Annotated in this window: 22 protein-coding genes and 2 pseudogenes; 4 read left to right on the top strand and 20 right to left on the bottom strand. The window is 58.6% G+C overall.

Annotated features, from left to right (window positions below; translation table 11 throughout):
* Positions 1-221: 221 nt before the first annotated feature.
* From L0976_RS24015 to L0976_RS23985, 7 genes and pseudogenes are all read right to left on the bottom strand, one after another.
* Positions 222-5,309: a DEAD/DEAH box helicase family protein gene (locus L0976_RS24015; protein ID WP_234189492.1), complete on the bottom strand. Its 5,088-nt coding sequence runs from the start codon at positions 5,307-5,309 to the stop codon at positions 222-224.
* A gap of 90 nt (positions 5,310-5,399) precedes the next feature.
* The gene (locus L0976_RS24010; RefSeq protein WP_234189491.1) at positions 5,400-6,005 is read right to left on the bottom strand and encodes a DUF1419 domain-containing protein; all 606 of its coding nucleotides are present in this window, start codon (positions 6,003-6,005) and stop codon (positions 5,400-5,402) included.
* Positions 6,006-6,080: 75 nt separating this feature from the next.
* Positions 6,081-7,139, bottom strand: coding sequence for a DUF3991 and toprim domain-containing protein (locus L0976_RS24005; RefSeq protein ID WP_370643791.1), 1,059 nt, complete (start codon positions 7,137-7,139; stop codon positions 6,081-6,083).
* 143 nt (positions 7,140-7,282) lie between these two features.
* Positions 7,283-7,459: a hypothetical protein gene (locus L0976_RS24000; RefSeq protein ID WP_234189488.1), complete on the bottom strand. Its 177-nt coding sequence runs from the start codon at positions 7,457-7,459 to the stop codon at positions 7,283-7,285.
* A gap of 600 nt (positions 7,460-8,059) precedes the next feature.
* A pseudogene (locus tag L0976_RS23995) lies at positions 8,060-8,769 on the bottom strand (Na+/H+ antiporter NhaA); the annotation flags it as partial.
* Positions 8,770-9,123: 354 nt separating this feature from the next.
* Positions 9,124-10,170, bottom strand: a complete 1,047-nt coding sequence (locus L0976_RS23990) for an ArsO family NAD(P)H-dependent flavin-containing monooxygenase (RefSeq protein WP_370643796.1) — start codon at positions 10,168-10,170, stop codon at positions 9,124-9,126.
* Positions 10,171-10,317: 147 nt separating this feature from the next.
* On the bottom strand, positions 10,318-10,833 hold the full coding sequence (locus L0976_RS23985; protein ID WP_234189484.1) for a DUF6428 family protein: 516 nt from the start codon (positions 10,831-10,833) through the stop codon (positions 10,318-10,320).
* Positions 10,834-10,875: 42 nt separating this feature from the next.
* On the opposite strand from L0976_RS23985, the gene L0976_RS23980 reads away from it, so the two are divergent.
* The 3 genes and pseudogenes from L0976_RS23980 (at position 10,876) to L0976_RS23970 (ending at position 13,320) form a co-directional block, all read left to right on the top strand.
* Positions 10,876-11,244: a helix-turn-helix transcriptional regulator gene (locus L0976_RS23980; protein ID WP_234189483.1), complete on the top strand. Its 369-nt coding sequence runs from the start codon at positions 10,876-10,878 to the stop codon at positions 11,242-11,244.
* Positions 11,237-12,454, top strand: coding sequence for an arsenite efflux MFS transporter ArsK (gene arsK, locus L0976_RS23975; RefSeq protein WP_234189482.1), 1,218 nt, complete (start codon positions 11,237-11,239; stop codon positions 12,452-12,454). Before L0976_RS23980 ends, arsK begins: the two co-directional genes overlap by 8 nt.
* 72 nt (positions 12,455-12,526) lie before the next feature.
* Positions 12,527-13,320, top strand: a pseudogene (locus L0976_RS23970) (TSUP family transporter).
* Here the strand turns inward: L0976_RS23970 and arsH are convergent.
* The 10 genes from arsH to phnD all read right to left on the bottom strand — a co-directional run bounded on the left by arsH (position 13,321) and on the right by phnD (position 20,495).
* A complete protein-coding gene (gene arsH / locus L0976_RS23965; protein ID WP_234189481.1) occupies positions 13,321-14,097 on the bottom strand; it encodes an arsenical resistance protein ArsH in 777 nt (258 codons plus the stop codon).
* The gene (gene arsC, locus L0976_RS23960; protein ID WP_234189480.1) at positions 14,024-14,449 is read right to left on the bottom strand and encodes an arsenate reductase (glutaredoxin); all 426 of its coding nucleotides are present in this window, start codon (positions 14,447-14,449) and stop codon (positions 14,024-14,026) included. The genes arsH and arsC overlap by 74 nt, the downstream gene beginning before the upstream one ends.
* 3 nt (positions 14,450-14,452) lie before the next feature.
* Positions 14,453-15,511: an ACR3 family arsenite efflux transporter gene (arsB, locus tag L0976_RS23955; protein ID WP_234189479.1), complete on the bottom strand. Its 1,059-nt coding sequence runs from the start codon at positions 15,509-15,511 to the stop codon at positions 14,453-14,455.
* The gene (locus tag L0976_RS23950) at positions 15,511-16,038 is read right to left on the bottom strand and encodes an arsenate reductase ArsC (RefSeq protein WP_234189478.1); all 528 of its coding nucleotides are present in this window, start codon (positions 16,036-16,038) and stop codon (positions 15,511-15,513) included. Before L0976_RS23950 ends, arsB begins: the two co-directional genes overlap by 1 nt.
* 15 nt (positions 16,039-16,053) lie before the next feature.
* Positions 16,054-16,494, bottom strand: a complete 441-nt coding sequence (gene arsN2 / locus L0976_RS23945; RefSeq protein ID WP_234189477.1) for an arsenic resistance N-acetyltransferase ArsN2 — start codon at positions 16,492-16,494, stop codon at positions 16,054-16,056.
* Positions 16,491-16,850 carry a helix-turn-helix transcriptional regulator gene (locus L0976_RS23940; protein WP_003518832.1) on the bottom strand — a complete coding sequence of 120 codons (360 nt, stop codon included), beginning with the start codon at positions 16,848-16,850 and terminating at the stop codon, positions 16,491-16,493. Before L0976_RS23940 ends, arsN2 begins: the two co-directional genes overlap by 4 nt.
* A 144-nt stretch (positions 16,851-16,994) precedes the next feature.
* Positions 16,995-17,813, bottom strand: a complete 819-nt coding sequence (gene phnE / locus L0976_RS23935; RefSeq protein WP_234189476.1) for a phosphonate ABC transporter, permease protein PhnE — start codon at positions 17,811-17,813, stop codon at positions 16,995-16,997.
* Positions 17,813-18,628, bottom strand: coding sequence for a phosphonate ABC transporter, permease protein PhnE (gene phnE, locus L0976_RS23930; RefSeq protein WP_234189474.1), 816 nt, complete (start codon positions 18,626-18,628; stop codon positions 17,813-17,815). The genes phnE (L0976_RS23935) and phnE (L0976_RS23930) overlap by 1 nt, the downstream gene beginning before the upstream one ends.
* A complete protein-coding gene (gene phnC, locus L0976_RS23925; protein ID WP_234189473.1) occupies positions 18,628-19,467 on the bottom strand; it encodes a phosphonate ABC transporter ATP-binding protein in 840 nt (279 codons plus the stop codon). Before phnC ends, phnE (L0976_RS23930) begins: the two co-directional genes overlap by 1 nt.
* A gap of 74 nt (positions 19,468-19,541) precedes the next feature.
* Positions 19,542-20,495: a phosphate/phosphite/phosphonate ABC transporter substrate-binding protein gene (phnD, locus tag L0976_RS23920; protein ID WP_046802475.1), complete on the bottom strand. Its 954-nt coding sequence runs from the start codon at positions 20,493-20,495 to the stop codon at positions 19,542-19,544.
* Positions 20,496-20,651: 156 nt separating this feature from the next.
* Between phnD and L0976_RS23915 the strand changes: the two genes are divergently transcribed.
* The gene (locus tag L0976_RS23915) at positions 20,652-21,473 is read left to right on the top strand and encodes a metalloregulator ArsR/SmtB family transcription factor (RefSeq protein ID WP_052760298.1); all 822 of its coding nucleotides are present in this window, start codon (positions 20,652-20,654) and stop codon (positions 21,471-21,473) included.
* Positions 21,474-21,479: 6 nt separating this feature from the next.
* On the opposite strand, the gene L0976_RS23910 is transcribed toward L0976_RS23915, so the two are convergent.
* The 3 genes from L0976_RS23910 to pstB are packed head-to-tail and all read right to left on the bottom strand — an operon-like array spanning position 21,480 to position 23,701.
* Positions 21,480-22,142, bottom strand: coding sequence for a winged helix-turn-helix domain-containing protein (locus L0976_RS23910; RefSeq protein ID WP_046802477.1), 663 nt, complete (start codon positions 22,140-22,142; stop codon positions 21,480-21,482).
* Positions 22,143-22,147: 5 nt separating this feature from the next.
* On the bottom strand, positions 22,148-22,849 hold the full coding sequence (gene phoU / locus L0976_RS23905; RefSeq protein ID WP_046802478.1) for a phosphate signaling complex protein PhoU: 702 nt from the start codon (positions 22,847-22,849) through the stop codon (positions 22,148-22,150).
* Between the two features lie 9 nt (positions 22,850-22,858).
* Positions 22,859-23,701 carry a phosphate ABC transporter ATP-binding protein PstB gene (gene pstB, locus L0976_RS23900; RefSeq protein WP_082129097.1) on the bottom strand — a complete coding sequence of 281 codons (843 nt, stop codon included), beginning with the start codon at positions 23,699-23,701 and terminating at the stop codon, positions 22,859-22,861.
* Positions 23,702-23,708: the final 7 nt, after the last annotated feature.

Here is a 23,708-nt window from a genome sequence, read left to right as displayed (position 1 = left end):
AAACGCAAAAAGGGCGCTCGACCCACGAGGGGAGCGCCCTTTTGCTGATCCCGGACGACATCGAAAGCCACCCCAACTGCGGCGGCAGGACATCATCTGGACGGAAAGTGATCCTCAGATATTATCGAGGTTGAGGGATTTCAAGTATCAGCCCCTGCCATCTGGCGAAGGCGATGGCGGGGGCAGGACCAAGCCGCAATACCGGCCTGGTATTACGTTTGTCATGCGGCGATCTGGTCTGCGTCAGCAATGGCCGAAGCAGCCAGTTCTTCCTCGATCTCGCGAAGTTGCGTCCTCTTCGCGCCGAGTTCCTCTGCGAACTGGAAGGCACCGCCGAGGCGAGATTGATAGGAATTCAGCCGGCGCCCGGCCTCGTCAAATCGGCGGCGATATTGCCGCTGCTCTTCGTCAAAGCCATCAAGAGCATGCTCCAGACGCGAGATCGCGCCGAGCGGCGTGACGGTGATGGAGAGATCGACCTCATATTCGGCGCCAGTGCGCTGGAGCAGCGTCTCGAAACGATAGCCATCGCCCTTGCCAAAACGCTCCCCTTCATAGACGAGATCGAAGCCGCCGATCGTTGCCAGACGCACCTCGCCCTCCCGCTGCAGCTGCAGAAGTGTGAGGATCTCCTTCATCAGCGCGCGACCGGCCTCCTTGCGCTCGGTGTGAACCTGCCCGAGTACCGTCATGGTGAAGGCATCGCCGCTAGTCGGCCGGAGGCGTGCGATGTCCTCGCCGATTTCACCGATCCGCCGGGTCGAGACCTCGATCTCGCGCTCGGCGTCGCGCATCTGCCGGCGGACTGCATATTGGTCGTCCTCGTGGGCGGCGCGCAGGCGTTCGAGCCGGGCGATATCGGCCTCGAGTCCAGCTTTCTGCATCAAGCGCTCGTCGCCAGACGCGATGGCCTTGGCCATGGCGAACTGGTTCACGGCCCCTTCGCCAACGTCCTCCAGCCGACGGATCGACGTGTCGCCGGAGAGCGCGGCGGCGATGAAGCGGGCTTTGCGCTCGTTGTTCTGCCACATGGAGGCGTCGAGCGAGCCTTCGGTCGCGTAGGCGAAGATATCGACCTCGTCGTGCTGATTGCCTTGCCTAACGATCCGGCCTTCCCGCTGTTCGATCTGCGACGGCAGCCATGGGACATCGAGATGGTGCAGCGCCTTCAGCCGAAGCTGGGCGTTAACGCCGGTGCCCATTGTTTCCGACGATCCGATCAGGAAGCGGACCTTGCCCGCCCTGACATCGCCAAACAACCGCTGCTTGGCCTCCGTCTTTTTATAGTCCTGCATAAACGCGATCTGCGCTGCGGGCACGCCAAGCTGGATCAGTTCGTCTCGGATGAAGCGATAGGCCGAGAAGCCGCGGGATTTCTCGACATTAATAGTGCCGAGATCCGAGAAGATCATCTGGGCGGCGCCTGGCAGATCAAACTCCTTGCCGTCAGGACGACGATAGATGGCCTCGCCGGTCTCCGTCCATATCCGGTGGGCATTGCGCACGAGGAGATTGAGCTTGTTATCTGCCTCGTTCTCGGCCGCCGGCATCACTAAGCGCAGGTCGATCGCGGCATGGCGACCATCGGTGATGACCGAAAGCAGAATGTCGTCACCTGGCTTTGCCGGCCCTTCACGCTTCTCGATCGCCTTGATCCGGCCATCGAGCATTTGCTGATAGGTCTTGAACAACGCCGTCGGCTTGGCCGTTAGGATCTGTCGGCGCCCGGTCGAGATGTTGGGCACCTTCACATATTGCCGGAGATCGTCAGGCATGACGACATCGGCGAAGGAGCGGAACATGGCGATCAGTTCGGGGACGTTGACGAAGCTAGCGAAGCGGCTGACCGGCTTGTATTTGCCAGATGGCTGGATTTCGAGCTCTGTCGTCGTATCGCCGAAGCAGGATGCCCAGGCATCGAACTCATGCAGCCCGCGCTCGGCGAGAGCGGCATGGCCTAAGAGGCGCTGAATGGAGAACATCTCGCCAAGCGTATTGGTGATCGGGGTGCCGGAGGCGAGGACCAGCGCGCGGCCCGGGTTCTTCGTTTCGATATAGCGGGATTTGACATAGAGATCCCAAGCGCGTTGCGACCCATTGGGATCGATTCCCTTCAGCGTCGACATGTTTGTGGCGAAGGACAGCTTACGGAATTCCTGCGCCTCATCGACGACGATCTGGTCGACACCGATCTCCGAGATCGTCAGCAGATCGTCCTTGCGGGTGGCAAGGCCTTCGAGCCGTTCCTGCAGTCCTTCCTTCAGCCGCTCGAGGCGCTTGCGCGAGACGCGGTCCTCGCTGTCGACCTTGGTCAGAAGATCCTCGTAAAGCTGAAGCTCTTTCGTGATCATTTCCTGTTCAAAGGCCGAGGGGACTGCGATGAAGCGAAAGGCCGAATGTGTGATGATGATCGCATCCCAAGTGGCGGTCGCAGCGCGCGACAGGAACCGCGCCCGCTTGTCCTTGGTGAAATTCGTTTCGTCGGCGACGAGAATGCGGGCATTCGGATAGAGGGCCAGAAATTCGCGGGCAGCCTGCGCCAGGCAATGACCGGGCACGACCAGCATCGCCTTGGCGATCAGGCCGAGCCGGCGCTGTTCCATGATGGCGGCGGCCATGGTCATCGTCTTGCCGGCGCCAACGGCATGGGCGAGATAGGTCGAGCCATCGGCGATGATCCGCCAGATGCCGCGCTTCTGATGTGCGTATAAAGTAAAGGCGCCAGAGGCGCCGGGAAGTCTTAGGTGAGAACCATCGAAAGCCCTTGGAGCGATGTTGTTGAAACGATCATTATAATCGCGGGCCAGCCGATCGGTGCGATCGGGATCGGCCCAGACCCAGTCCTGAAACGCCTGCTTGATCCTCTGCAGCTTGTCGCGCGCCGCCTCCGTATCAACGACATTGAGCACCCGGCGCTCGCCATCGGCATCCTTGAAGACGTCGAAAATCTGCGGAACCCGACTGTTCAGCGCGTCGACAAGGAGATCACCAGCATGGCGGCGGCTCGTTCCCCATTCGGATGTGCCAGCCGCTGTGTAGCCGAGCTGGCGGGCCTCGACCGTCCACGATCCGAGTTCCGGCATATGGTGGATCCGGATATCGGCTTGCATCTTTTCTTTGACGAAGGCCACCACATCGGAAGCCGGGATCCAGGGCGCACCGAGACGAGCCGTGATGTCGGAGGGCCGAAGGTCGGCCGGCTGGACGTCAGTTAAGGCGCGAACGTTGCGCTCATACGTCGGATCGAGTTCGGCCGCGGATTGCGCGGCCGCGAGCTTGGTGCGAACGGCGCCGGAAAGATACCCGTCGGCTGTCTGCCACGATCCATCTGCCGGGTCGCGGAAGATGGCTCCGCCCAACTCGTCGATCACATCAGCTGGATCGCTATGGAGCAGCTCGGCAATATGGTCTATATCGACATGGCCGCGTTCGTTCAGCACAACGGCGAGCGCATCTGCCGGCGATGCGATGGTCGGGGCCGCCGGCGGCGCAATCACGCGTTCGGAGAAGATCGGACCGGTCTTTGCCGTGTCGGTTTCCAGATCGTAATCCTCGATGGAGGCCACCAACCAGCAATCCGGATCGTCGCGGAAGGGTGCGAGATTCGGCTGGCGGTGGGTCTCCTTGACCTCGCCGGTCTCCGCGTCTTCATGGATCGAGACGGTGGTGTGGTTGACCGGCCCGAAATCACGCACGAAGCTCGACCAGGCGATCCGCAGCCGGACCTGAAGATCGCGCCAGGGGCGATCGGTTTCCTGGGCTTTCAAGATCTCGCGCACCGCATCGCGGATCGGGATGAGTTTGCTGATGATCCGGACGTGCTTTTCCGAGATTCCATGGCCGGAGCGACCCTTGCGGACAATGACCGGCGCGGCCGCTCCGTCGAGCATCTGCATCAGACCCTTAGAGCGGTCGAGGAAAAAGCTGCCCTCGCGAACAAGTCCGCCCTTCGGCTGCAGATCAACGATCTCTGCGAGCTCGTCCTCCAGATCGATGTCGATGGGCGTAGGCTCGCCGTCATAGATGTAGGCCGGCAAAAGCTCGATGGCGGCGGCGAGGGCGGTTTCAAGATCGTCACCGCGTGGCCGGCACGTATAGGTCTCACCGAACGGCCCGGAGGTTAACGCGTGGGTGCCGAGCACGAAATCCGGGTGCCGGGCGAACCACCTGTTCACGCGGATCGCACCTTCATCGTCGGTGGCCGGTCGGACCTTGTCGACATCGAGCCACATCTGATCGCCTTCGGGCTCGCCGGCCTTCCGCTTTCGAAAGAACAGGATGTCGACTACGACATCCGTACCGGCGTCGCGGCGAAAGCTCCCCTCTGGCATGCGGATTGCTGCGATCAGGTCAGCCGATTTGGCGATATGCTCGCGCGCCTTTGTATCTGCTTTGTCCATCGTGCCGTGTGAAGTGGCGAAGGCGGCCAGTGCGCCGGGCTTCAGGAGATCGATCGACCTTGCAATGAAATAGTCGTGCAGGCGAAGGCCAAGTGCCCGATAGGCACGGTCTGAGCGGACGATACGATCGGAGAAGGGCGGATTGCCGATGGCAAGATCGTAGATCGGCGCCAGATCAGTGCGCGCGAAGTCGCCATTGATGATCCGGGCCTTTGGCTGCAGCAGACCGACGATGCGAGCCGTGACCGGATCAAGCTCGATGCCGGTGACATAGGCGGCGTCGCGATAAATCTCCGGCATCAGGGCCGGGAACAGGCCCGTGCCGATGCCCGGTTCCAGGACACGGCCGCCGCGCCAGCCGAGCCTCGCGATCCCTGCCCAGATCGCACGGATGATGAACTCGGGCGTGAAGTGCGCATACTGGGTGCAACGCGCGAGCGACGAATACTCCGCTTTGGATACGGCAGTTTCGAGTGAGGAGCCGAGATCGTCCCAACCCTGCCGGAAATCGACCTCGCCCGGCCGACGGAACATGCCGTTGGCGAGCTCACTAGCTCCGAAGCCGGTGAACTGGATCAGCTGCGCCTGCTCCTTGGGCGTTGCCGGCCGGTCCTGTTTGGCAATGCTGTCGGCGACAAGGATTGCCGCGACATTGGCTCGGGCGCGATCCTTCCAGGTGGCGCCCAGTTCGCGGTCGCCGTCAAGATAGAAGTTTGCCCGAGAGCCTGCTCGCCGAACAGGGGTGGCAATGACGGGGAGGGCAGGGGCTGATGCAGGCGGAGTCGGATCCGGGTCGTCATCATTGGCAGCATCGGGAGAGAAACCGCCAAACGCGGTCACACCAAGCCCGAGCCCGGCGGACAGGGCAGAGCTGCCGAACATGTCGATGGTAAAGGGGTCATTGCTCATGAAAAGCTCCTTGGGAAAGCGGGCGTGCGAAATCATCCGGTCGAGGATTCGACCGGCTGCAGCGCTCGGATTGTTGGGCTTGAATCTGGCTTAGGCCGCCAGGACCGTGGGGAGATGGCGCAGATGCACCGGCAGCTTGGCGGCAATTTCGTCATCGCTGAGAGTTTCGAGCAGCTTCAGGAAACTGCCATCCTGGCCGCCATAGAGCATGATCGTGCGATGCCCCTGCATCGGCTTCGGCCAGCGGGGCCCGGCATAGCCGCGATAGTCATCCGCGGTGGTGCTCCAGATATGCTCAAGCCGTTCCTCGCGGCTCATTGCCCGAACAGGCCGGGTTTCGCGGTCAACGATTGCGGTCCGCATCGCTTCCACAGAGTTCGGGTCCGAGAGGTCGCAGTAGGTGTGAAAGTAACGGACGGTGTCATCGATCCGGATCGCGTAAAACACCGAGGTCACGGAACCGGTCATGAACTCCCGCATCGCAAAGATCGGTCCGCGCATCCAGAGCGGTGGCAGAATGTCGAGCATGTAGGAGTAGGAGGTCTCGTCGATCTCGAACCATTCGCCGGCGTAGACGCCGGACTGGTCACCATCAAAGCGGTCGGGGCGCATCGCGTGCCTGTCGAACATCCGGAACATGTCGGCGCGCTTGGCCACTCCTTGAAAGATTTTGCGGGGAAGGGCTATCGAGGTCATCAGCTTGATCCTTATCGGGGGTTTTGGACCGAAGGCAGCACAAGTCGTTTCAACCTTGCCAATCTCTTCAGTCCTTCATGACCCCTCCCGCGTTGCTGCGTCCGTGTCCGGCCGGGTCAAGGGCCGGCGCATGCCGGGCGGAGCCTCCCTTGATGCGGCCGGCGCGCATGCGGCAGGCCTCGGTTTTCCTTTCCCGTTTTCCCTTTCCCTGTTTTGAAGAACCTCGTTCCAATCCTCCGCCGGCGGACGTAGCCGCTGCCAGTCGCAGCCGGACGCCTCGGCGAGCGCACGCAATCGTTCTGCGTAGACGTCGCCTTGGGGATTGGCGTCCGTGGCCGCGACCAGTATCAGTCCGGGCCGCAGAGCAAGTTCGGCAAGCGCCGCATCTGTCGCCGGAGACCACCCACCGCCAGTGCTCAGATAAAGAGTTTGCTCGCGCGAACCCTCGAGCGCAGCAAGGCTCATCGCGTCGATCGCAGCTTCTGTGACGCAAAGACGAGAGGCATCACTCGATCCGAAGCGGAAAAGAACCTTCGAGCCACCGGTGGCAAAGCCACGCCAGTCGGGACCGCGCTCTTCCCAACCGACGACGCGACCTTCGGTATCGACATGGGCTGCCCACATGCTGCCGAAAGGTCCTTCCCGCAGGATGCCCTCTCGGATGGCCTGCCGGACGATGGCAGGCGGGATTGAGCGATCCCAACATAGATAGCGCCAAGCACCGGATCCGGGCGAAGGCGTGCGCCGGCCGCACCAGCGGTCGGCAATGTCTTTCAGCGGTACGCAAGACCGCGAGGACCTCCATTCCGACCGGGAAAGTTGATAACCGACAATTGACGCGACCGCTTCCGTTGCGGACGGGAATGGAATTCCCTCGAGGAACATGGCAAGGCCGAAGACATCGCCTTTCTCATCACTAAGTGGATCGAACCAGCCGCGTCCGTCATGCGTGACAATGACGATGTTGCCGCCGCGCCGGTATTTGACGGCGCGGCGCGTGCTCTCCTTTAGATCGATTTCGTAACCGGCCTGCTCAAGTAAGGCCTCGCAGCTGACTTTGGCGCGCAGCGCCTCCAACTCTTCTCGCTTCATCTTCTCTTCGGTCGCAGCGCGACCGTCCCTGTTTTCCTTCACGCAATGTGCGGGCCACTTTCCACCCGCCGCGAAGAGCGAAGGGGGCAAGGGCGCTGCACGCAACTGACAAAAGTAGCAGCAGATTGCTGCGGCGAAGCTTCCCTTGCGGCCGACAGGTCGCCAGCGGCAGGGACATGCGGGTCTCAATGAGACCCGCGCGGGAGGTATTCGTGCACGATCTCAAGATCGTCTTCGTCATCGATTTCGTCGGACGGAAGGACGCCGAATTCGCCGCTAGATTTGAACAGGGTGATCGGGACCATCAGATTGTTGCAGAGGTGGAAGGCGTGAGACTGGGCGAGAGAAAGATCGTGTGCCATGTTCGGGTGCTCCATCGGAAGCGGGCCAATTCCCGCTGATGGCTCCTCAAGGGAACAGGGACGGTCGCGATCACCGCGAAGACGAAGGCGGAGCGGCGGCAGCTTGCTAGCCGACCCCTTGCGGGTTGATCGACGGAGATCCGGACTTGGTCCAGGACGCCATCACCAAAAGCGGGATTGGACTGATTTCGATGTTGCGATGTCTTGGCGCGAGTCTCTCGTCTCTCCGTTGCGGTTGCCGTTCTCGATAAGAGGACCAGGTAGCATAGAGGCAGTTGTGGGAATTGCTATTTTAGGGAGTAAATTCCGAAAGTTAGTATGTGGCGTAAGACAGCTTATGTAACTTTAGCGCGTCAATCGGTGCATTGCTAATCGACCCGGGAGTTCCGATATCTAGGCAAGAACTAGCGTGTTTCGACTATGTTACCGTGGCGTCGACAATTACAGGCCGGGTCAAGCGCAACAGATCAGTTCAACTCTCCGATGAGCAAGGCTAACGCCCTACATGTGAAAGCCTGTTTTTGGTGCAAGATTTCTCGCGGTTGATCTGCTGCCTAAATGCGCAGCAGATCAACCAATGCTCATATCTGTTTACCGCCGCGTCCGGATGATAAGGGGTCCGCGCTGTCCGGCATGAACGCCGGAGGCGAAAACAAGGACCCACAGCACTGCGCCGAGCAAAAGGTAAGGCCACAGAGCCTTCACCTTCATCTTGCTGAAGATGAAAAGATTGCCCCACACGAGTGCCGCACCGGCGAGCGGCATGAGGTTCATATCAGCGGTATAGAACACAGCAATAACGATGACCGCCCCGAGATCGTCGATGATCGCCAACGCCGCCAGGAATATCTTTAGCGAGGCTGGGACACGCGAGCCGAACAGGGAAAGAACACGCAATGCGAACGCGATATCGGTCGCTGTTGGGATCGCCCATCCTTGCAAGGCTTCCAGGTTGTTCCTGTTCAGGAAGACGTAGAACAGTGCTGGAAACACCATGCCACCGGCAGCCGCTGCTCCAGGCAGCACGCGACGGCTCCAGGTGGAAAGTGGCCGTCAAGCATTTCGCGCTTGATCTCAAGGCCGACCATTAGGAAAAACACGGCCATCAGCGCGTCATTGATCCAGTGCTGGAGGCTCAAGGGACCGATGTAGACATGCAGCGCGTAGAAATAAGTGTCGGCCAGTGTGGAATTGGCCGTTACGATCGCCAAAAGCGCTACGGCCATAAGTACGAGCCCGCCGGAGGCTTCATTGTCAAGAAACTTGCGAAGTGTTGAGTTGATGCGACCTGAATTTGCTGTCGAAGACACAGGTTCACGCTCCCTTGGTTGGAAGTTGATCTCAGTCTCCGTCGATTTCGGGAACTCCCGCAGCGCACGCAGCACGCGCTATCGTTGATTTTACAGTGCCAGTGTCGGTCCATTTCCAGCAAAACCGGTTGTTTTCGTCTCAGAATCGGCTCCGCGCCTAACGGGCTATGTCGCTACCTCTGTGATCGTCTCGACCAGAGTATTTTCCTCCGGCCTCCTTGGTCGCCTCACAGGCTTTGGTAGCACATACGAGAAACCCTCGCACAGCTCGCCAAGTCGAGCCGTTTTATCTGCAAGTTTGCACGAGCCAGATTTCTCGTGCAGCAGGCATTGGTTCCTGAATTCGCCGATCTGTCACTTAAGTGATGCCACCAATTGCGGAATCATGTCTCTTGCGGCTCGGCCAGCGCCGAGCAGTGTCGCAGAGGCTGCGCCAGTCCAGTTGCCATAACCCGAGAGCCAAAGGCGAGGCTCCTTGACGGATTGACCACCATCGACATCCACCTTTCCCTCTTCGTTGATCACATCCAGATCGCGAAGGTGGTCCAGCGCAGGCCTGAAACCCGTGCACCAGACAATGGCATCAAGATCGTTTCTCGTTCCGTCGCGCCAGATAACACCACGCTCATCGAAGCGGGTAAACGGTCGCACCGACCCAAGTACGCCTCTGCTCCGCGCGTCCTTGACCGGCGGGACCATGACGATGTCGCCAAGACCCCCGCGTTGCGCATCATCAGCCGTGCCGAGAACACGCGCCGTCGCTCGCTGAAACAAAACGTGGCCATCGACATCATCGGGAAGAAACACAGGCGGCTCCGGTGTTACCCAAATCGTTTCCGCTACCGTCGAAATCTCGGACAGGATCTGCGCGCCCGAATTTCCACCGCCGACGATGGCGACACGCTTCCCAGAATAGGCTTCTGCCGAAACATAGTTCGCCGAGTGAATCTGATGTCCCATAAAATCTGCACGTCCGGGGTAGTCCGGAATCAACGGATGCCGCCATGTGCCTGTGGCGCTGAGGACGGCCCGGGCTCTCCATTCGCCATTGTCACTCAGGACGCGCAGACCTTCATCGCTGCGCGAGACCGCCGTGACAAAGACCGGCCGCTCAATGCGAAACTGATACCTTTTCTCATAGCGGGCCAGATAATCGATGACATCCTCTCGCGCGGGATAGGTCGTGTCGGTCTTTGTCGGCATCATCCAGCCGGGCAATGAGCTGAAAGACGCTGGAGAGAAAAGACGCAGAGAATCCCACGCATGCCGCCACGTACCGCCTGGCCCCTCTTCGTCATCGAGGAGGATGAAATCAACGCCGGCGCGACGCAGATAATAGGCAGACGCGAGGCCCGCCTGCCCTGCACCGATAACCACGACATCATAAGTTTCTGAAGACAAATTTGCTCCTATGGGGCTTTCGAGAGCACCAAAGTCAGAATCGGCCGAGCGATATTGTTGGGTCCGACTGACAAGAGCTGGAAGATTGGATCCCAGCTCGCGCAGAACCTCGTTGCTCGAAGGCATCCATTCTTCAGTCACGGTTCGTCAGGCGCAACATTTCGTACCGGTCGCCGGGCCGCAGCATGCGCTTTCCGTCATCGGCTTTTCCACGAGCCAGCGATCCCTTGGCTTGCAGCTCGACGGGCGAGCTTCCAGAGCCACCCTCCAAGCGCCCGCCTCCAAAAGAGGAGACGATGCGCAGTAGAGTGACATCGGCTGTTTTCCGTCGCTGACTTCGAACGTCAGCTTGGCGGTCGCCTCCAGGCGCACATGGTCGGATACCTTGCGAATGATGGCGGAGAACTTGCCCGCCGGCATGTGATTCCTTTCCTCCTCATCGATATCCCAGAGCTGAATGAACATTTCCGACCAGGCCTCTGGATTCGCGCCACAGTCGAGCGCGGAGAACTGCCCCGCCTTGACCTCTGTCACATGGTAGCCTGGCTTTACGGCTTGCCCACCGTAGAAAAACACCAGCGGCGCCTCGGGGGCGAGCGCGAGAGAGTCCAGTAGATGGCCAAGGGTGATGTCGGCAGAAACTGTCTTGTCGATCGCGTTCATTTGGGTTACTCCTCAATGCAATTATTCAAGGATTATTGAATTATGGATGACCGTCAAGCCCTAACTTCTTTTGCCGCGCTATCTCAGGAAACCCGGCTCGCCATCGTGCGTGCGCTCGTGGTTGCTGGCCACGATGGCCTTGCCGCCGGCGTCATTGCGGAACGCATGGGTGTTTCGCCCACGAATGTCTCGTTCCACCTCAAGGAACTGGAACGGTCAGGCCTGATTATGCAGAGGCGGGAGTCGCGGTCGATCATCTACAGTGCGAGCTACGAAGCCCTGGCAGACCTAGTCAATTTCCTGATGGACGATTGCTGCTCCGGACATCCGGCCATTCGAGAGAATGTCGAGCGGTCCGGAGCGTGCTGTTCTACTGACACAACATCCCCCGAGGGCTCCGTCGTTGCATAAGAACCGCGTACCTGCGGGGATCGTCTCCGCTCTCGGCCTCACACAGATCATCGGTTACGGAACTCTCTACTACAGCTTCAGCATCCTCGCGCCGGGCATGGCCGCGGATCTCGGTCTTACGCTGGCTGAGGTGTTCGGAGTGTTTTCCGCGTCCCTGTTCATAGGCGGCCTTTCCGCCACCTATGTCGGTCGGCAGATGGACAGGATCGGCGCCGCAACCGTCATGACGATCGGCTCCGTGCTTGCCGCTCTGACATTGGCGCTCTGCGCATGGTCGCCATCCATCGCCATCTTTGCCGTCGCCATCATCCTGCTCGAGATATCGTCCGGAATGGTGCAGTACCAAGCTGCGTTCGCGGCACTGGTCGAGAGCGATCCGCGATCTGCATCCCGCAGCATCACCTATTTGACCCTGATCGGCGGCTTCGCGTCGACGATCTTCTGGCCCATCTCGGCGGCACTGTCCGGATACCTGTCCTGGCGCGAGATCTACCTCGTCTTTGCAGGCTTGAACCTGTTCCTCTGCATGCCGCTTCACTACTGGATCATGCGCGTAGGGAAAACGGCGGTGAACGTCGATCCGGCCGTCCGCACGCGCGAAACGGTCGTCGGCGCTGTTGCACCGCATGCGAGACGTCGGGGCATGATCCTCGTCTCATCTGCCTTCGCGTTGCTGGGCTTCACGCTGGCGGCGATTCTCGCCCACATGGTGCCGATGCTCGGATCGATCGGGCTTGGCGCAGCGGCCGTGGTGATCGGGTCACTTTTTGGTCCCGCGCAGGTGTTGAGCCGCCTGATCAACATGATCTTTGGGAAAAGCCTGTCTCCACCGGCACTTGCAGTTCTTTCCGCAGTGTTGATCGTACTGGGCGTCTTGATCCTGCTGGCGACCGGCAACTGGCTTCCAGGCGCCGTCGCGTTCGCGATCTGCCTGGGCTTGGGCTCCGGCATCAACAGCATAGCACAGGGCAGCCTGCCGCTCTATCTGTTCGGGTCGAACGGCTATGGTGAAGTCACTGGCAAGATGGCGGCAGCCCGTCTGGCCGTCGGAGCAGGCGCTCCCTTCGTCTTTGCGGCAGCCATGGAGCACATCGGCCTGAACTTTGCGCTGATAGCAAACGCTTGCCTCGGAGCGATCAGTATCGCTGCATTTGTCGCAGTGGCGGCGTCATCGAGGATGGAGCCTAAAATTGCTGCTAATAACACCTGACGTTGTGCTTGTCCTGAAATCAACGGAACTATACTAAATTAGCAATTTCCTGGATTGCATGAAGGGCGCCACGTGTCAGACACAGTAGACAGTCTCGGACGAAGGAAACTCGCTTCTGCGTTCGCGGGCGGCGGAATCATCGGTGTTCTGGGCGGCCTTATCGGACTGGGCGGCGCAGAGTTTCGTCTTCCCCTTCTGATCGGATGGTTCAACTTCGCAGCGCTCGAGGCCGTGATCTTGAACAAAGCTATGAGCCTCGTCGTCGTCGCGACCGCGCTGCCCTTCCGGGCTGCGACAGTTCCATTCAGCGCAATCGCGGATCACTGGTATATCGTTGTCAACCTGCTTGCGGGAAGCCTTGCCGGCGCGTGGGTGGGAGCCGCGTGGGCAACCCGCCTCCGGTCCGAGACGTTGTACAAGGTGATGGCGATCCTCCTGGTCGCAATCGCGATCGTCATGATGCCGTGACCGATCAACCGCTTCTCCAGGGGTGGGCGCAGGTGGTAGCAGGGATTGTCGTCGGCTTCCTGATCGGAGTTGTCGCCTCTCTCCTGGGAGTCGCAGGAGGCGAGCTTCTCATTCCGACACTCGTTCTGCTATTCGGCGCTGACATCAAGCTCGCGGGCAGCTTGTCGCTTGCGGTGAGCCTGCCGACCATGATCGCCGGCTTCTCTCGTTATAGTCGCGACAGCAGCTTTTCGGTCCTTGGACAAAACAGGACCTTCCTTCTGGTGATGGCCGCCGGATCCACGATTGGAACCTTCGTCGGGGGCCTTCTACTTGGGCTGGTCGCAAGCGCGGTGCTCCTGCCCGCGCTCGCAGTGATCCTTCTAATTTCAGCCGTTAAGGTGTGGCGGCATACGTAATCAGATCGATTTCAGCGAAACCCGCTTTTCAAGCTCCGCCGCCTGTTCCTTCCGTTCGCTGTAGCGCTCTGTCAGATAGGGCGAAGCATCCCGGGTCAGCAGCGTGAACTTGACCAGTTCCTCGCACACATCGACCACGCGGTCGTAATAGGAGGATGGTTTCATCCGGCCATCGGCGTCGAATTCTTGGTAGGCCTTGGCAACCGAGGACTGGTTGGGAATGGTGATCATTCGCATCCACCGCCCCAGAATCCGCATCTGATTGACGGCGTTGAACGACTGGCTGCCACCGGACACTTCCATGACGGCCAGGGTCTTGCCCTGTGTCGGCCGCACGGACCCGATCGACAAGGGGATCCAGTCGATCTGCGACTTCATGATCCCGGTCATGGCGCCATGGCGCTCGGGACTGACCCACACCTGGCCTTCCGACCATTCCGATAGCTCACGCAGCTCCTGTACCTTCGGATGGCTGACGGGAGCCTCGTCGGGAAGCGGTAGTCCCTTCGGATCGAAAATCCGCACTTCGCACCCCAGCCTCTCCAGCAGCCGTTGAGCTTCCAACGCAAGCAGCCGACTGTACGACACCTCGCGGAGCGATCCGTAGAGGATCAATATCCGGGGTTTGTGCGTCGAGAAGGCCGGACGAAGGGCATCGAGATCTGTTTGATGCAGATGCCGCTCCTGCAATGCGGGAAATGTATTAGACAATGCGCTTTCCTTCCTCGTCGAGGATCTGCTCGCCGTCTTCCTTGCTGAACGGACCCTTGAACGCATCCGCTGGCAATATATCGAGCACGACCTCAGATGGGCGCGACAACCTTGTCCCCATCGGTGTGATAACGAAAGGCCGGTTGATCAGGATCGGCGTTTCGATCATCGCATCGAGAAGCTGGTCGTCGCTCAGCTCCGTATTATCAAGGCCGAGCTCAGCGTAGGGTGTGCCCTTCTCGCGGATGGCGCCGCGAACAGTGAGACCCGCATCCGAGATCATTTTTGCGAGCTGCTCGCGGCTGGGTGGGGTTTTCAGATATTCGATGACAGTGGGTTCGATACCAGCATGCTGAATGAGCTCAAGCGTGTTACGCGAGGTGCCGCAAGCAGGGTTGTGATAGATTGTGACGTCCATGATCTAAGTCCTTTGAGAAATCTCGTTGCGGGAAACGGCAGGGGCCGATTCGTACCAGCCCTTCGAACGGTTCACGATCCAGACGACCGAGAGCATGACCGGCACTTCGATCAGCACGCCAACGACGGTGGCGAGCGCTGCACCCGACTGGAAGCCGAAGAGGCTGATCGCGGCAGCGACGGCAAGTTCGAAGAAGTTGCTGGCGCCGATCAGTGCGGATGGTCCGGCGACGCAGTGCCGCTCGCCCGACATGCGATTGAGGATATAGGCAAGTCCGGAGTTGAAATAGACCTGGATCAGGATCGGGACTGCCAGTAGCGCGATGATCGTTGGCTGAGCAATGATCTGCTCACCCTGAAAGCCGAAGAGCAGGACGAGGGTTGCGAGAAGTGCCACGAGTGAAAGCGGCTGCAGGGTCTCCAGCATCCGGTCGAGGCGAGCGGATGTTCCGCCTGTGGTCAGACGGCTTCGCAGAACCTGCGCGATGATGACGGGCACGACGATGTAGAGCCCGACGGAAATCGCCAGCGTATCCCAGGGGACGGTGATGGCGGACAGACCGAGCAGAAGGCCGACGATCGGCGCGAACGCAATGATCATGATGGCGTCGTTGAGCGCCACCTGGGAGAGCGTGAACAATGGCTCGCCCCGCGTCAGGTTCGACCAGACGAACACCATGGCGGTACAGGGGGCCGCAGCGAGGATGATCAATCCGGCGATATAGGAATCGATCTGGTCGGCTGGCAGATAGGGCCTGAACAGCCAGCCGATGAACAGCCAGCCAAGAAGCGCCATCGAAAACGGCTTCACCGCCCAGTTGATGAAGAGAGTGACGCCGATACCGCGCCAGTAGCTGCCAACCTGCGCCATCGAGCGGAAGTCGATCTTGATGAGCATCGGAATGATCATCAGCCAGATAAGAATGGCGACAGGAATGTTCACCTTCGCAATTTCAGCTGCACCGATGACCTGAAAAACGCCGGGGATGAAATGGCCGAGCGCAATCCCGACCACGATGCACAGTGCGACCCAAACGGTCAGATATCTTTCGAACGTCGACATCAGGCGGACTTTCCTTGCGCATTGGTGGTTCCCTCCATCGTCCCGATCTGCCGCAGCCGTGTTTCGAGGGCCAGGCGATCGATCGATGCGAGAGGGAGACTGAGGAATGCCGTGATACGGTTCTTCAAGAACCGTGCGGCCTGGGCAAATGCGCGCTGGATTTCGACTTCGGATCCCGTAACGGCGGCCGGATCCTCGACACCCCAATGGGCTGTCATCGGGTGACCGATCCATACCGGGCAGGCTTCACCGGCGGCGCTATCACACACGGTGAAGATGAAATCCATTTGCGGCGCACCCGGTTCGGCGAACACGTCCCAGCTTTTGGAAGAAAAGCCCGTCGACGGGTAACCGAGCGCAGCGAGCTCTTTGAGTGCGTGCGGATTGACTTCGCCCTTTGGCTGACTGCCAGCAGAATAAGCATTGAAGCGGCCGCCACCTTCCTTGTTGAGGATGGCTTCGGCGAGAATAGAACGAGCGGAATTGCCCGTGCACAGGAAGAGCACGTTATAGGTCTTGTCGGTCATATCTGTGATCCGTGGTTAAGTCGGCGGTCGGATAAATTTCATGATGGTCGCCGATGATGGGCAAAGAGAGGAAAGCTGCCGGGTCGCGAGCACTGCTGCCGGCAGATTTTCCCGTTGAACCTGGATAAACCCGAGGCGGGCGAAAAAAGACGATGCGTTTGTGGTCGCAAGAAAAACATCACTGCCCGCCTCGACAGTCGCCAGAACCGCCGAGACGGCCGCACTGCCCAGACCTTCTCCTCTCAGACCAGGCAGAACAACAACCGACCTGAGAAGCTGGTCACCCTCACATGCCTGGAGACCCGCAAAACCGACTGCCTTGCCGTCATCGGAAACGATCCTGAAAAAGGCGCGTCCCTCGTCTTCGGTGTCATCCGTCGGCAAATCGGCACTTAGAAGCGCTTGTCTGAGATCGAGATCGCTCCCGTCCACGCGTTCGATACTGAGCGCACTCATGCCAGACTGTCCTGTGAGGCCGGAGTACAGCAAGGCGTAAGTTCGGCAATGAGTGGAGCACACAATTCGGCCGAACCGCCGCAGCAATCCTTCAAAAGGAACAGCGTCATGTCACGAAGCTGTTCGATTTCGGCGCGATACATGATGATCCTGCTATGCCTTTGCGAAGACACGAGCCCTGCCCGCGACAGAATGTTCAAATGCGCCGACATGGTATTTTGCGGCACCACAAGCGCACGCGCTATATCGCCGGCCGGCAGTCCTTCCGGCGCGTGTTGTACGAGCAATCGAAAAGTCTCAAGACGGGTTGGTTGCGCGAGCGCCGCAAGGGCGAGAATTGCCTGTTCCTGTTCCATATATCCAGATTACTGGAAATGTGGACGAAGTCAACAGTTTTGTCGGTCTAAAACCTACCTACCGTTTCATCAAGACGGGAGCGAAGCTATGCCACACCGATTGGACCGGTCGCGCGTCGCGCATGAAGTACCTTTATTCCAAGCTCACACAATCACCTTCCGTACCGCGGCAGAAATCCATTCGGACAGGACTACTGTAGCGAGAATCATGATGAAGATCGTCGTCACTTGGGGCCACGCCAACATGTTGAGGGAGGACTGAAGCTTGAGGCCGAGCCCGCCGGCGCCAACCAGGCCAAGGATAGCTGATTCCCGAATGTTGATATCCCAACGAAACACGGTAATCCCGAGGAACGATGGCAGGACTTGAGGCACAATCGCGTAGTCGATCACCTGCATGCGGCTTGCGCCGGTTGATGATACGGCTTCAACCTGCGTCTGGTCGATTTCCTCAATGGTTTCATAAAGAAGTTTGCCGACGAAGCCTATCGACCGCAAAGCGATCGCGATGATGCCTGCGAGCAGGCCAGGCCCGAGAATCGAGACAAGAAGCAATGCCCAGATCAGCGAGTTGATGGAGCGTGAGGCGACGATTAGAAAAAGCGCGATTGGCCGAAGCACGAGCAGGCTCGGCGTCGTGTTGCGTGCAGCGAGAAACGCGATCGGAACGGCCAGCAAAGTGCCGGCCAGCGTTCCGAGCGTTGCCATATTAAGCGTGTCCCAAAGAGGAGCAATAAGCTCGCTCAAATAGAACAGACGAGGCGGAAAGGCGCGGCTGAGAATGTCGCCGCCTTGGCGGGGAGCATCGTAGATGAAGGCCCAAATCGTGTCTTTTGTCATGATCTGCCAGCAGAACACGAAAAATGCTACGAGCATCAGCCAACCGATCCACTGGATTAGCTCGCGCCTTGGTGTGAGCTTACGCCATGTGTTGTTGCCGTCGAGAGAGTGTGAAACTGGCATTATTGAACCCGCTTGCGGATAAGGCTCGAGCCGAATTCGGCGAGCATGACGATGACGATGATGAGGATCAGCACGGCACCCGCGCTATCGTATTCGTATCGATCGATCGACGTGTTGAGCGTTGCACCAATACCACCTGCCCCAACTATACCGATGACAGCGGATTCACGAAAATTGATGTCAAACCGGTAAAGCGAAAGTCCGATAAGTCTCGGCATCACTTGCGGTTGGACTGCATAATTGACGAGTTGCAGCCACGATGCCCCGGTGGCACGGATGGCCTCGACCTGCCATTCATCGATTTCTTCGATAGCATCTGCAAGCAGCTTTGCGATGAAGCCGATCGTCGCGAATGTGAGTGTCAGGAAGCCGGCAAAGGGGCCGAAGCCGAACATCGCGACCAACAGGATCGCGATGATGATTTCCTGGAAAGCGCGCGAAGTAGCAATAATCGAGCGACACGCGTAGTAGACTGGCGCTGGCGCGAGATTACGTGCGCCTCCCATGCCAATCGGAATGGAAACAAGAATCCCGGCAATTGTGGAGGTCACAGTCATCGTCAGGCTCTCTTCAAGTCCCTGTGCGATGTCGCGCCAGCGCGTGGAGAAATCCGGGACCAGAAAACCTTGGAGGAAACGCCAGCCGCGCTCGAGACCTTCGTAGGCACGGGCCCAGTTTACGTCGATGGTTGCCACGGCAGCAACGACGTAAATCAGCAAACCACCATAGACCAACCAACGCATAGCCTTGGATTTGAGGAACATTGGAGGTCGCCGCCACCTTGCCGGATAGCGCGTCGAAACGACCTCGGCCATCAGAAGGCTCCCGCCATGCGCTCTTCCGCCCGTTCGCGTTCAACCAAGGCCAGACGCTCGTCTTCGGCGTCATCCTGAGCTTGCTTTTGCATGGCAACCCAGTCCTCTTCGCCGTAGATGCGGGTGAGTGCAGCTGTGTCGAGTTGATCAGGCGTGCCGTCGAAGACCACTTCACCGGCGCGCAGGCCGACGATCCGTTGCACGAACGCCTGGGCCAGCAGAACGTCGTGTATGTTGATGACGGCCGGCAAATTGCGCTCCCGGCAAATCTCGACGATCAGCCGCATGATCTGCCGTGAGGTCTTGGGGTCAAGCGAAGCTGTCGGCTCATCGACAAGAAGCAGCTCGGGGTCTTGCTCCAACGCTCGTGCAATCCCGACGCGCTGACGCTGACCGCCTGAAAGAGCATCGGCGCGCTTGTCGGCGTGAGCCGTCAAACCAACGCGATCCAGAAGCGCAAATGCGTTCTGTACGTAGTCGGCGGGGTAGCGACGTAAAAAGCTGCGCCAGAAGGGCACATAGCCGAGCCGACCGGAGAGCACGTTTTCCATCACGGTCAGCCGCTCAACCAGAGCATATTCCTGGAAGATCATGCCAATACGACGGCGAGCGACCCTGAGATCAGACCGCGACAACGCGGTAACATCGCGTTCGCCAAGAAAGATTTTGCCGGCCGTTGGTTCGATAAGACGGTTCACGCAGCGGATGAGGCTTGACTTACCGGCGCCTGAGGGACCGATCAGCCCCACGACCTGGCCGGCAGGAATCTGCAAGTTAATCCCGTTCAGCGCCTTGTCACCTGTTTTGTAGGTTTTCGTGAGCCCCGTAATCCTGAGCATGATCGTTCCCCGCCTTCACACATGAGTAAGCGCCGGGTCGCGAATACGACCCGGCGCCTATTGGTCAAACGTGCTTATTTGCACTCGTAGGTGACGCCGTTGGCTTCATCGATCTGACGAACGACAGACCAGTTTTCCTTGAAGGAGATCGGAATGAAGCTTTCCTGCGGCGGCTCCGAGGTCTGGAACTCCTTCAAGAGCGCCGAACCTTCCCAGTCATAGGAGAAGAAGGCATCCTTGATCTTTTCCTGCAGTTCCGGGGTCAGATTGTGGGCCACGCCATAACCCGTGGTCGGAAACGTCTGCGACTTGAAGATTGAGACAATATGGTCTGCCTTGACGACATCACGGGCGATCATGCGCTTCATGACGGAATTGGCGACAGCCGCAGCCGGGTAGTCCTTGTTGGCGACGCCGAGGACCGAATTGTCGTGCTTGCCGGAGAACACCGGCTCAAAATCCTTACCTGCCTCGAGCTTGTACTCGGACTTCAACAATGCCGAGGGTGCCTTGAAACCAGAATTGGACGTCTCAGCGGTGAAGGCCAGTTTCTTGCCCTTCACGTCTTCGATCTTCTCAACCCCAGAGCCTGGATAGGTGATGATCTCCATTTCATAGCCGAAGGCGCCGTCCTTCGAAGCCATCATCGCGAACGGCCGGAACCCGGCGCAGGCGACAGCGATCGGATTCGAGCCAGTATTGAAGCCGGAAACGTGCAGGCGACCGGCGCGCATGGCTTCGATCTGAGCCGCATTTTCCTGAACCGGGAAGAACTGAACCTTCTTGCCTGTCTTTTCCGCGAGGTGATCGAGGAAGCCTTTCCAGACATCGGCGTAAACGGCCGGGTCTTCGACCGGGGTGTAGGCGAATACCAGCGTATCCGGGTCCACAAGCTGGCTGGCATCGGTCGGAATGTCGGCGACCATATCGCCGTCGGCGTCCGCGTAACGAGCGTCGAGTTTGAAATCCGCCTGGGCAGGCATTGCAAATGCTACGGATATCGCCAGTGCGGCCACGAGCTTTTTCATCAGGTTCTCCATCGATCCAAAACAGACACCCGCTTATTCGGCACTTGCGCTACAGAAATATGACAGAACTGCACATTTCCAGAAATACGGATTTATTGGCGCCCGCCAAGGGAACGCAACTTGCTCAACTGAACGAAAATCTATATATCCAGACTTATGGAAAAATCAGCTATCGTAGAGGCGTTTGCAGCCATCGCGCAAACCACCCGACTTGATGCACTGCGTCTTCTTCTGGATCATTCGCCGGAGGGATTGCCCTCAGGCGACATCGGAAGACTGCTCGACATACCTCAAAATACGATGTCGTCTCATCTTAACGTGTTGAAGCGCGCCGGACTGGTCCAAACCCAACGCGTTGGCACCACGATAATTTATCGGCCGAATACCGAACTTGTCTGGAGGCTTGTCGAGTTTTTGGCGACTGACTTCACCCCGTTGGCTGGCAGAACCTCTTTGACGAGAATCGAGCCAGACCAACAGGTCCCAAGAATATTTAATGTGCTTTTCCTATGCCGCGCAAATTCTGCCAGATCGATCATGGCGGAGGCCATTCTACGCAAGATGGCGCCAATGCGGTTTGCGGCGTTCTCTGCGGGAAATCTTCCCGCAAATGCGGTGCATCCAATGACACTCGCAACACTCCGGAAGATGGACTGTCCGGTCGAGAACCTAAAACCCAAAAGCTGGGACGAGTTCAAGGGTCTTAACCGTGTCTCTATGGATTTCGTCTTCACCGTTTGCGACACACTGACGGGGGAGCAATGCCCCTCCTGGCCCGGTCAGCCTTTTACAGCGCACTGGGCTATCGACGATCCTGCGCTTGCTGAGGGAACTGAACTGCAAAGGCTTGCCGCCTTTCGCCGGGCAGCAGACGCTATCGCCAACAGGCTCTCAGTCTTCACGGCACTTCCGATTGAGTCGATCGACAGGATGTCCCTTCAGACGCAGTTGAAGGCAATCGGAAACAGTCCACGCTGATCGCTATTACTGCAGGCCGTAGCCGCAGCCGCGCACAGTACGGATTGCGTCTCCCTTGCTTCCGATGTTCAAGGACTTCCGCAATCTTTTGATGCTGACATCAACGATGCGTTCGTCCCGGCTCGTGTCGTTCCATACCATCTCGAGAATTTCGCGCCGCGAAAAGAGCCGAGACGGTTCTGTCAGCATCGTCTGCAGGAGACGATATTCCGTCGGACCAAGGTGAATCTCCCGTCCCTTACGCGAAACCCTGTGCGTTTCGAGGTTCAGGGATATCTCGCGATGGTTCAAGATCCTGGTCGTCTTCGAGCATGAACGCTCAAGGAGCGCATTGCTGCGAGCCAGAAGTTCCTGAACGGAAAAGGGGCGCGGCAAGTAATCGTCGGCTCCGGCATCAAAAAGGGGCTTGGGCAGCGCCTCTCCGCCCAAGACAATAATCGCCAACTGCCTTCTTCGCACATGGGCTCGCATTTTCATAAACGACTGACGGAGATTGGTCGCACGGCTTACCGAATCGACGACGACCAGATCTGGTTGTCTCTCCGCGACCATACGTTCACACTGCTCGGCCAGTCCACATACCCCGGCGATATAACCTTCCTCGCGGAAGCTTGCTTCCAGGATCGAGCCAACGCCAATATCTTCCTGTACGATAACGACGCTCGGCATGAAGCCTACTCCATCGCAACAACAGTTTCGGCGCGAGGGCGATCAATCGAAACATCATCGCCCGTCACGATGTACTCGACGGTCTCAGCGAGATTGGTAGCATGATCTCCGACCCGCTCGAGGTTCTTGGCGCAGAAAAGGAGGTGAGCGCACAATGTGATCGAGCGCTGGTCTTCCATCATGTATGTCAGGAGTTCTCGAAAGAGGCCGTTATAGAGTACATCGATGTGCTCGTCCTGGAGGCGGACTTGAGATGCCGTCTTCGCGTCGTTGTTCTGGAAAGCATCGAGCGCGCCAGCCAGCTGCATTTTGGCGGCTTCGGCTAGTGTGCTGAACCCGGCAGAGACAACGCCCCTGTTAAGTGAGGCATCCATGATTGCTGCGCGCTTGGCGATGTTCTTCGCGAGATCGCCTACACGCTCCAGGTTTGATACCATGCGCATCGCGCCGACGATCCGTCTCAGGTCGTTCGCGACGGGTTGGCGCCGAGCAATGATTTGCACAGCCGCCGTTTCGGCGGTTCTCTGCATCGCATCGAGTTGAAGGTCGGCTCTTACGACCTCATCTGCCAGTGTCTTGTCATTGCCGATGAGAGCATTGACGGACTTGTCGAGGAGCGCGGCAGCAATTCGCCCCATATCGGATACTTGTCCGGTCAGGTCCTGTAGTTCTTCGTCGAAAGCTCGAATAGTGTGATCCATCGTCATGTTTCCCCCTCAACCGAAGCGTCCGGTGATGTACTGCTGCGTTTTCTCATTCTGCGGATTTGTGAAGAACTCATTCGTCGCGTTGTACTCGGTCATCTCGCCGAGGTGCATGTAGGCGGTGTATGTCGATATCCGCGCTGCCTGCTGCATGTTGTGCGTGACGATGACGATCGTGTACTGGTCTCGCAATTCAGCGATAAGCTCCTCGATTTTTGCGGTGGCGATCGGGTCAAGGGCCGATGTCGGTTCGTCGAAGAGAATGATCTCTGGGTTGGGGGCAAGCGTACGAGCGATGCACAGACGCTGCTGCTGACCGCCGGACAGACCATAAGCCGATTGATGGAGGCGGTCCTTTACTTCATTCCAGAGAGCGGCACCCTGGAGAGCCTGCTCAACCCGCTCATCAAGCAGGGCTTTCTTTGCGATACCGCGAACCCGCAGACCCGCCGCCACGTTCTCGTAAATTGACTTTGGAAAGGGGTTCGGTTTCTGGAAAACCATCCCGATGCGCAACCGGATCAGGATCGGATCGATTCCGGTCGAGACCAGATTTTGTTTTTCTGGCAGCAGTTCGATCGCACCTTCATACCGGTTGCCCGGATAAAGATCGTGCATGCGATTGAACGATCGCAGCAATGTGCTCTTGCCGCAACCGGACGGCCCGATCAAGGCGGTCACCTGCTTGTCGGCGATCGGAAGGTTAACCTTCTTTAGAGCGTGAAAGTCCCCGTACCAGAAATCCAGATCCCTCACCTCAGCGCGCAGTCGTTCTGGATGGATCAATATGTTGCGCTTGGAGCTGGATTGCAGTCCCGCTTTCGCAGGCCTCACGGCAGTGGTTGTATCGTTCATTTTTTGT

Source organism: Shinella sp. NM-101 (assembly GCF_021401195.1).
In the GTDB taxonomy this organism is placed as follows: Bacteria; Pseudomonadota; Alphaproteobacteria; order Rhizobiales; family Rhizobiaceae; genus Shinella.
Note: the sequence above shows the minus strand (reverse complement) of the source record. Positions and strands in the feature narration are given on the sequence as shown.

What these genes read in the sequence shown, in the direction of transcription:
- L0976_RS24015 (WP_234189492.1), bottom strand. Translation starts at nt 5,309, where the DNA reads ATGAGCAATGACCCCTTTACCATCGACATGTTCGGCAGCTCTGCCCTG.
- L0976_RS24010 (WP_234189491.1), bottom strand. Translation starts at nt 6,005, where the DNA reads ATGACCTCGATAGCCCTTCCCCGCAAAATCTTTCAAGGAGTGGCCAAG.
- L0976_RS24000 (WP_234189488.1), bottom strand. Translation starts at nt 7,459, where the DNA reads ATGGCACACGATCTTTCTCTCGCCCAGTCTCACGCCTTCCACCTCTGC.
- L0976_RS23985 (WP_234189484.1), bottom strand. Translation starts at nt 10,833, where the DNA reads ATGAACGCGATCGACAAGACAGTTTCTGCCGACATCACCCTTGGCCAT.
- L0976_RS23980 (WP_234189483.1), top strand. Translation starts at nt 10,876, where the DNA reads ATGGATGACCGTCAAGCCCTAACTTCTTTTGCCGCGCTATCTCAGGAA.
- arsH (WP_234189481.1), bottom strand. Translation starts at nt 14,097, where the DNA reads ATGCGTTCAAGGGTCCGTTCAGCAAGGAAGACGGCGAGCAGATCCTCG.
- arsC (WP_234189480.1), bottom strand. Translation starts at nt 14,449, where the DNA reads ATGGACGTCACAATCTATCACAACCCTGCTTGCGGCACCTCGCGTAAC.
- arsB (WP_234189479.1), bottom strand. Translation starts at nt 15,511, where the DNA reads ATGTCGACGTTCGAAAGATATCTGACCGTTTGGGTCGCACTGTGCATC.
- L0976_RS23950 (WP_234189478.1), bottom strand. Translation starts at nt 16,038, where the DNA reads ATGACCGACAAGACCTATAACGTGCTCTTCCTGTGCACGGGCAATTCC.
- arsN2 (WP_234189477.1), bottom strand. Translation starts at nt 16,494, where the DNA reads ATGAGTGCGCTCAGTATCGAACGCGTGGACGGGAGCGATCTCGATCTC.
- L0976_RS23940 (WP_003518832.1), bottom strand. Translation starts at nt 16,850, where the DNA reads ATGGAACAGGAACAGGCAATTCTCGCCCTTGCGGCGCTCGCGCAACCA.
- phnE (WP_234189476.1), bottom strand. Translation starts at nt 17,813, where the DNA reads ATGCCAGTTTCACACTCTCTCGACGGCAACAACACATGGCGTAAGCTC.
- phnE (WP_234189474.1), bottom strand. Translation starts at nt 18,628, where the DNA reads ATGGCCGAGGTCGTTTCGACGCGCTATCCGGCAAGGTGGCGGCGACCT.
- phnC (WP_234189473.1), bottom strand. Translation starts at nt 19,467, where the DNA reads ATGCTCAGGATTACGGGGCTCACGAAAACCTACAAAACAGGTGACAAG.
- phnD (WP_046802475.1), bottom strand. Translation starts at nt 20,495, where the DNA reads ATGAAAAAGCTCGTGGCCGCACTGGCGATATCCGTAGCATTTGCAATG.
- L0976_RS23915 (WP_052760298.1), top strand. Translation starts at nt 20,652, where the DNA reads ATGGAAAAATCAGCTATCGTAGAGGCGTTTGCAGCCATCGCGCAAACC.
- L0976_RS23910 (WP_046802477.1), bottom strand. Translation starts at nt 22,142, where the DNA reads ATGCCGAGCGTCGTTATCGTACAGGAAGATATTGGCGTTGGCTCGATC.
- phoU (WP_046802478.1), bottom strand. Translation starts at nt 22,849, where the DNA reads ATGACGATGGATCACACTATTCGAGCTTTCGACGAAGAACTACAGGAC.
- pstB (WP_082129097.1), bottom strand. Translation starts at nt 23,701, where the DNA reads ATGAACGATACAACCACTGCCGTGAGGCCTGCGAAAGCGGGACTGCAA.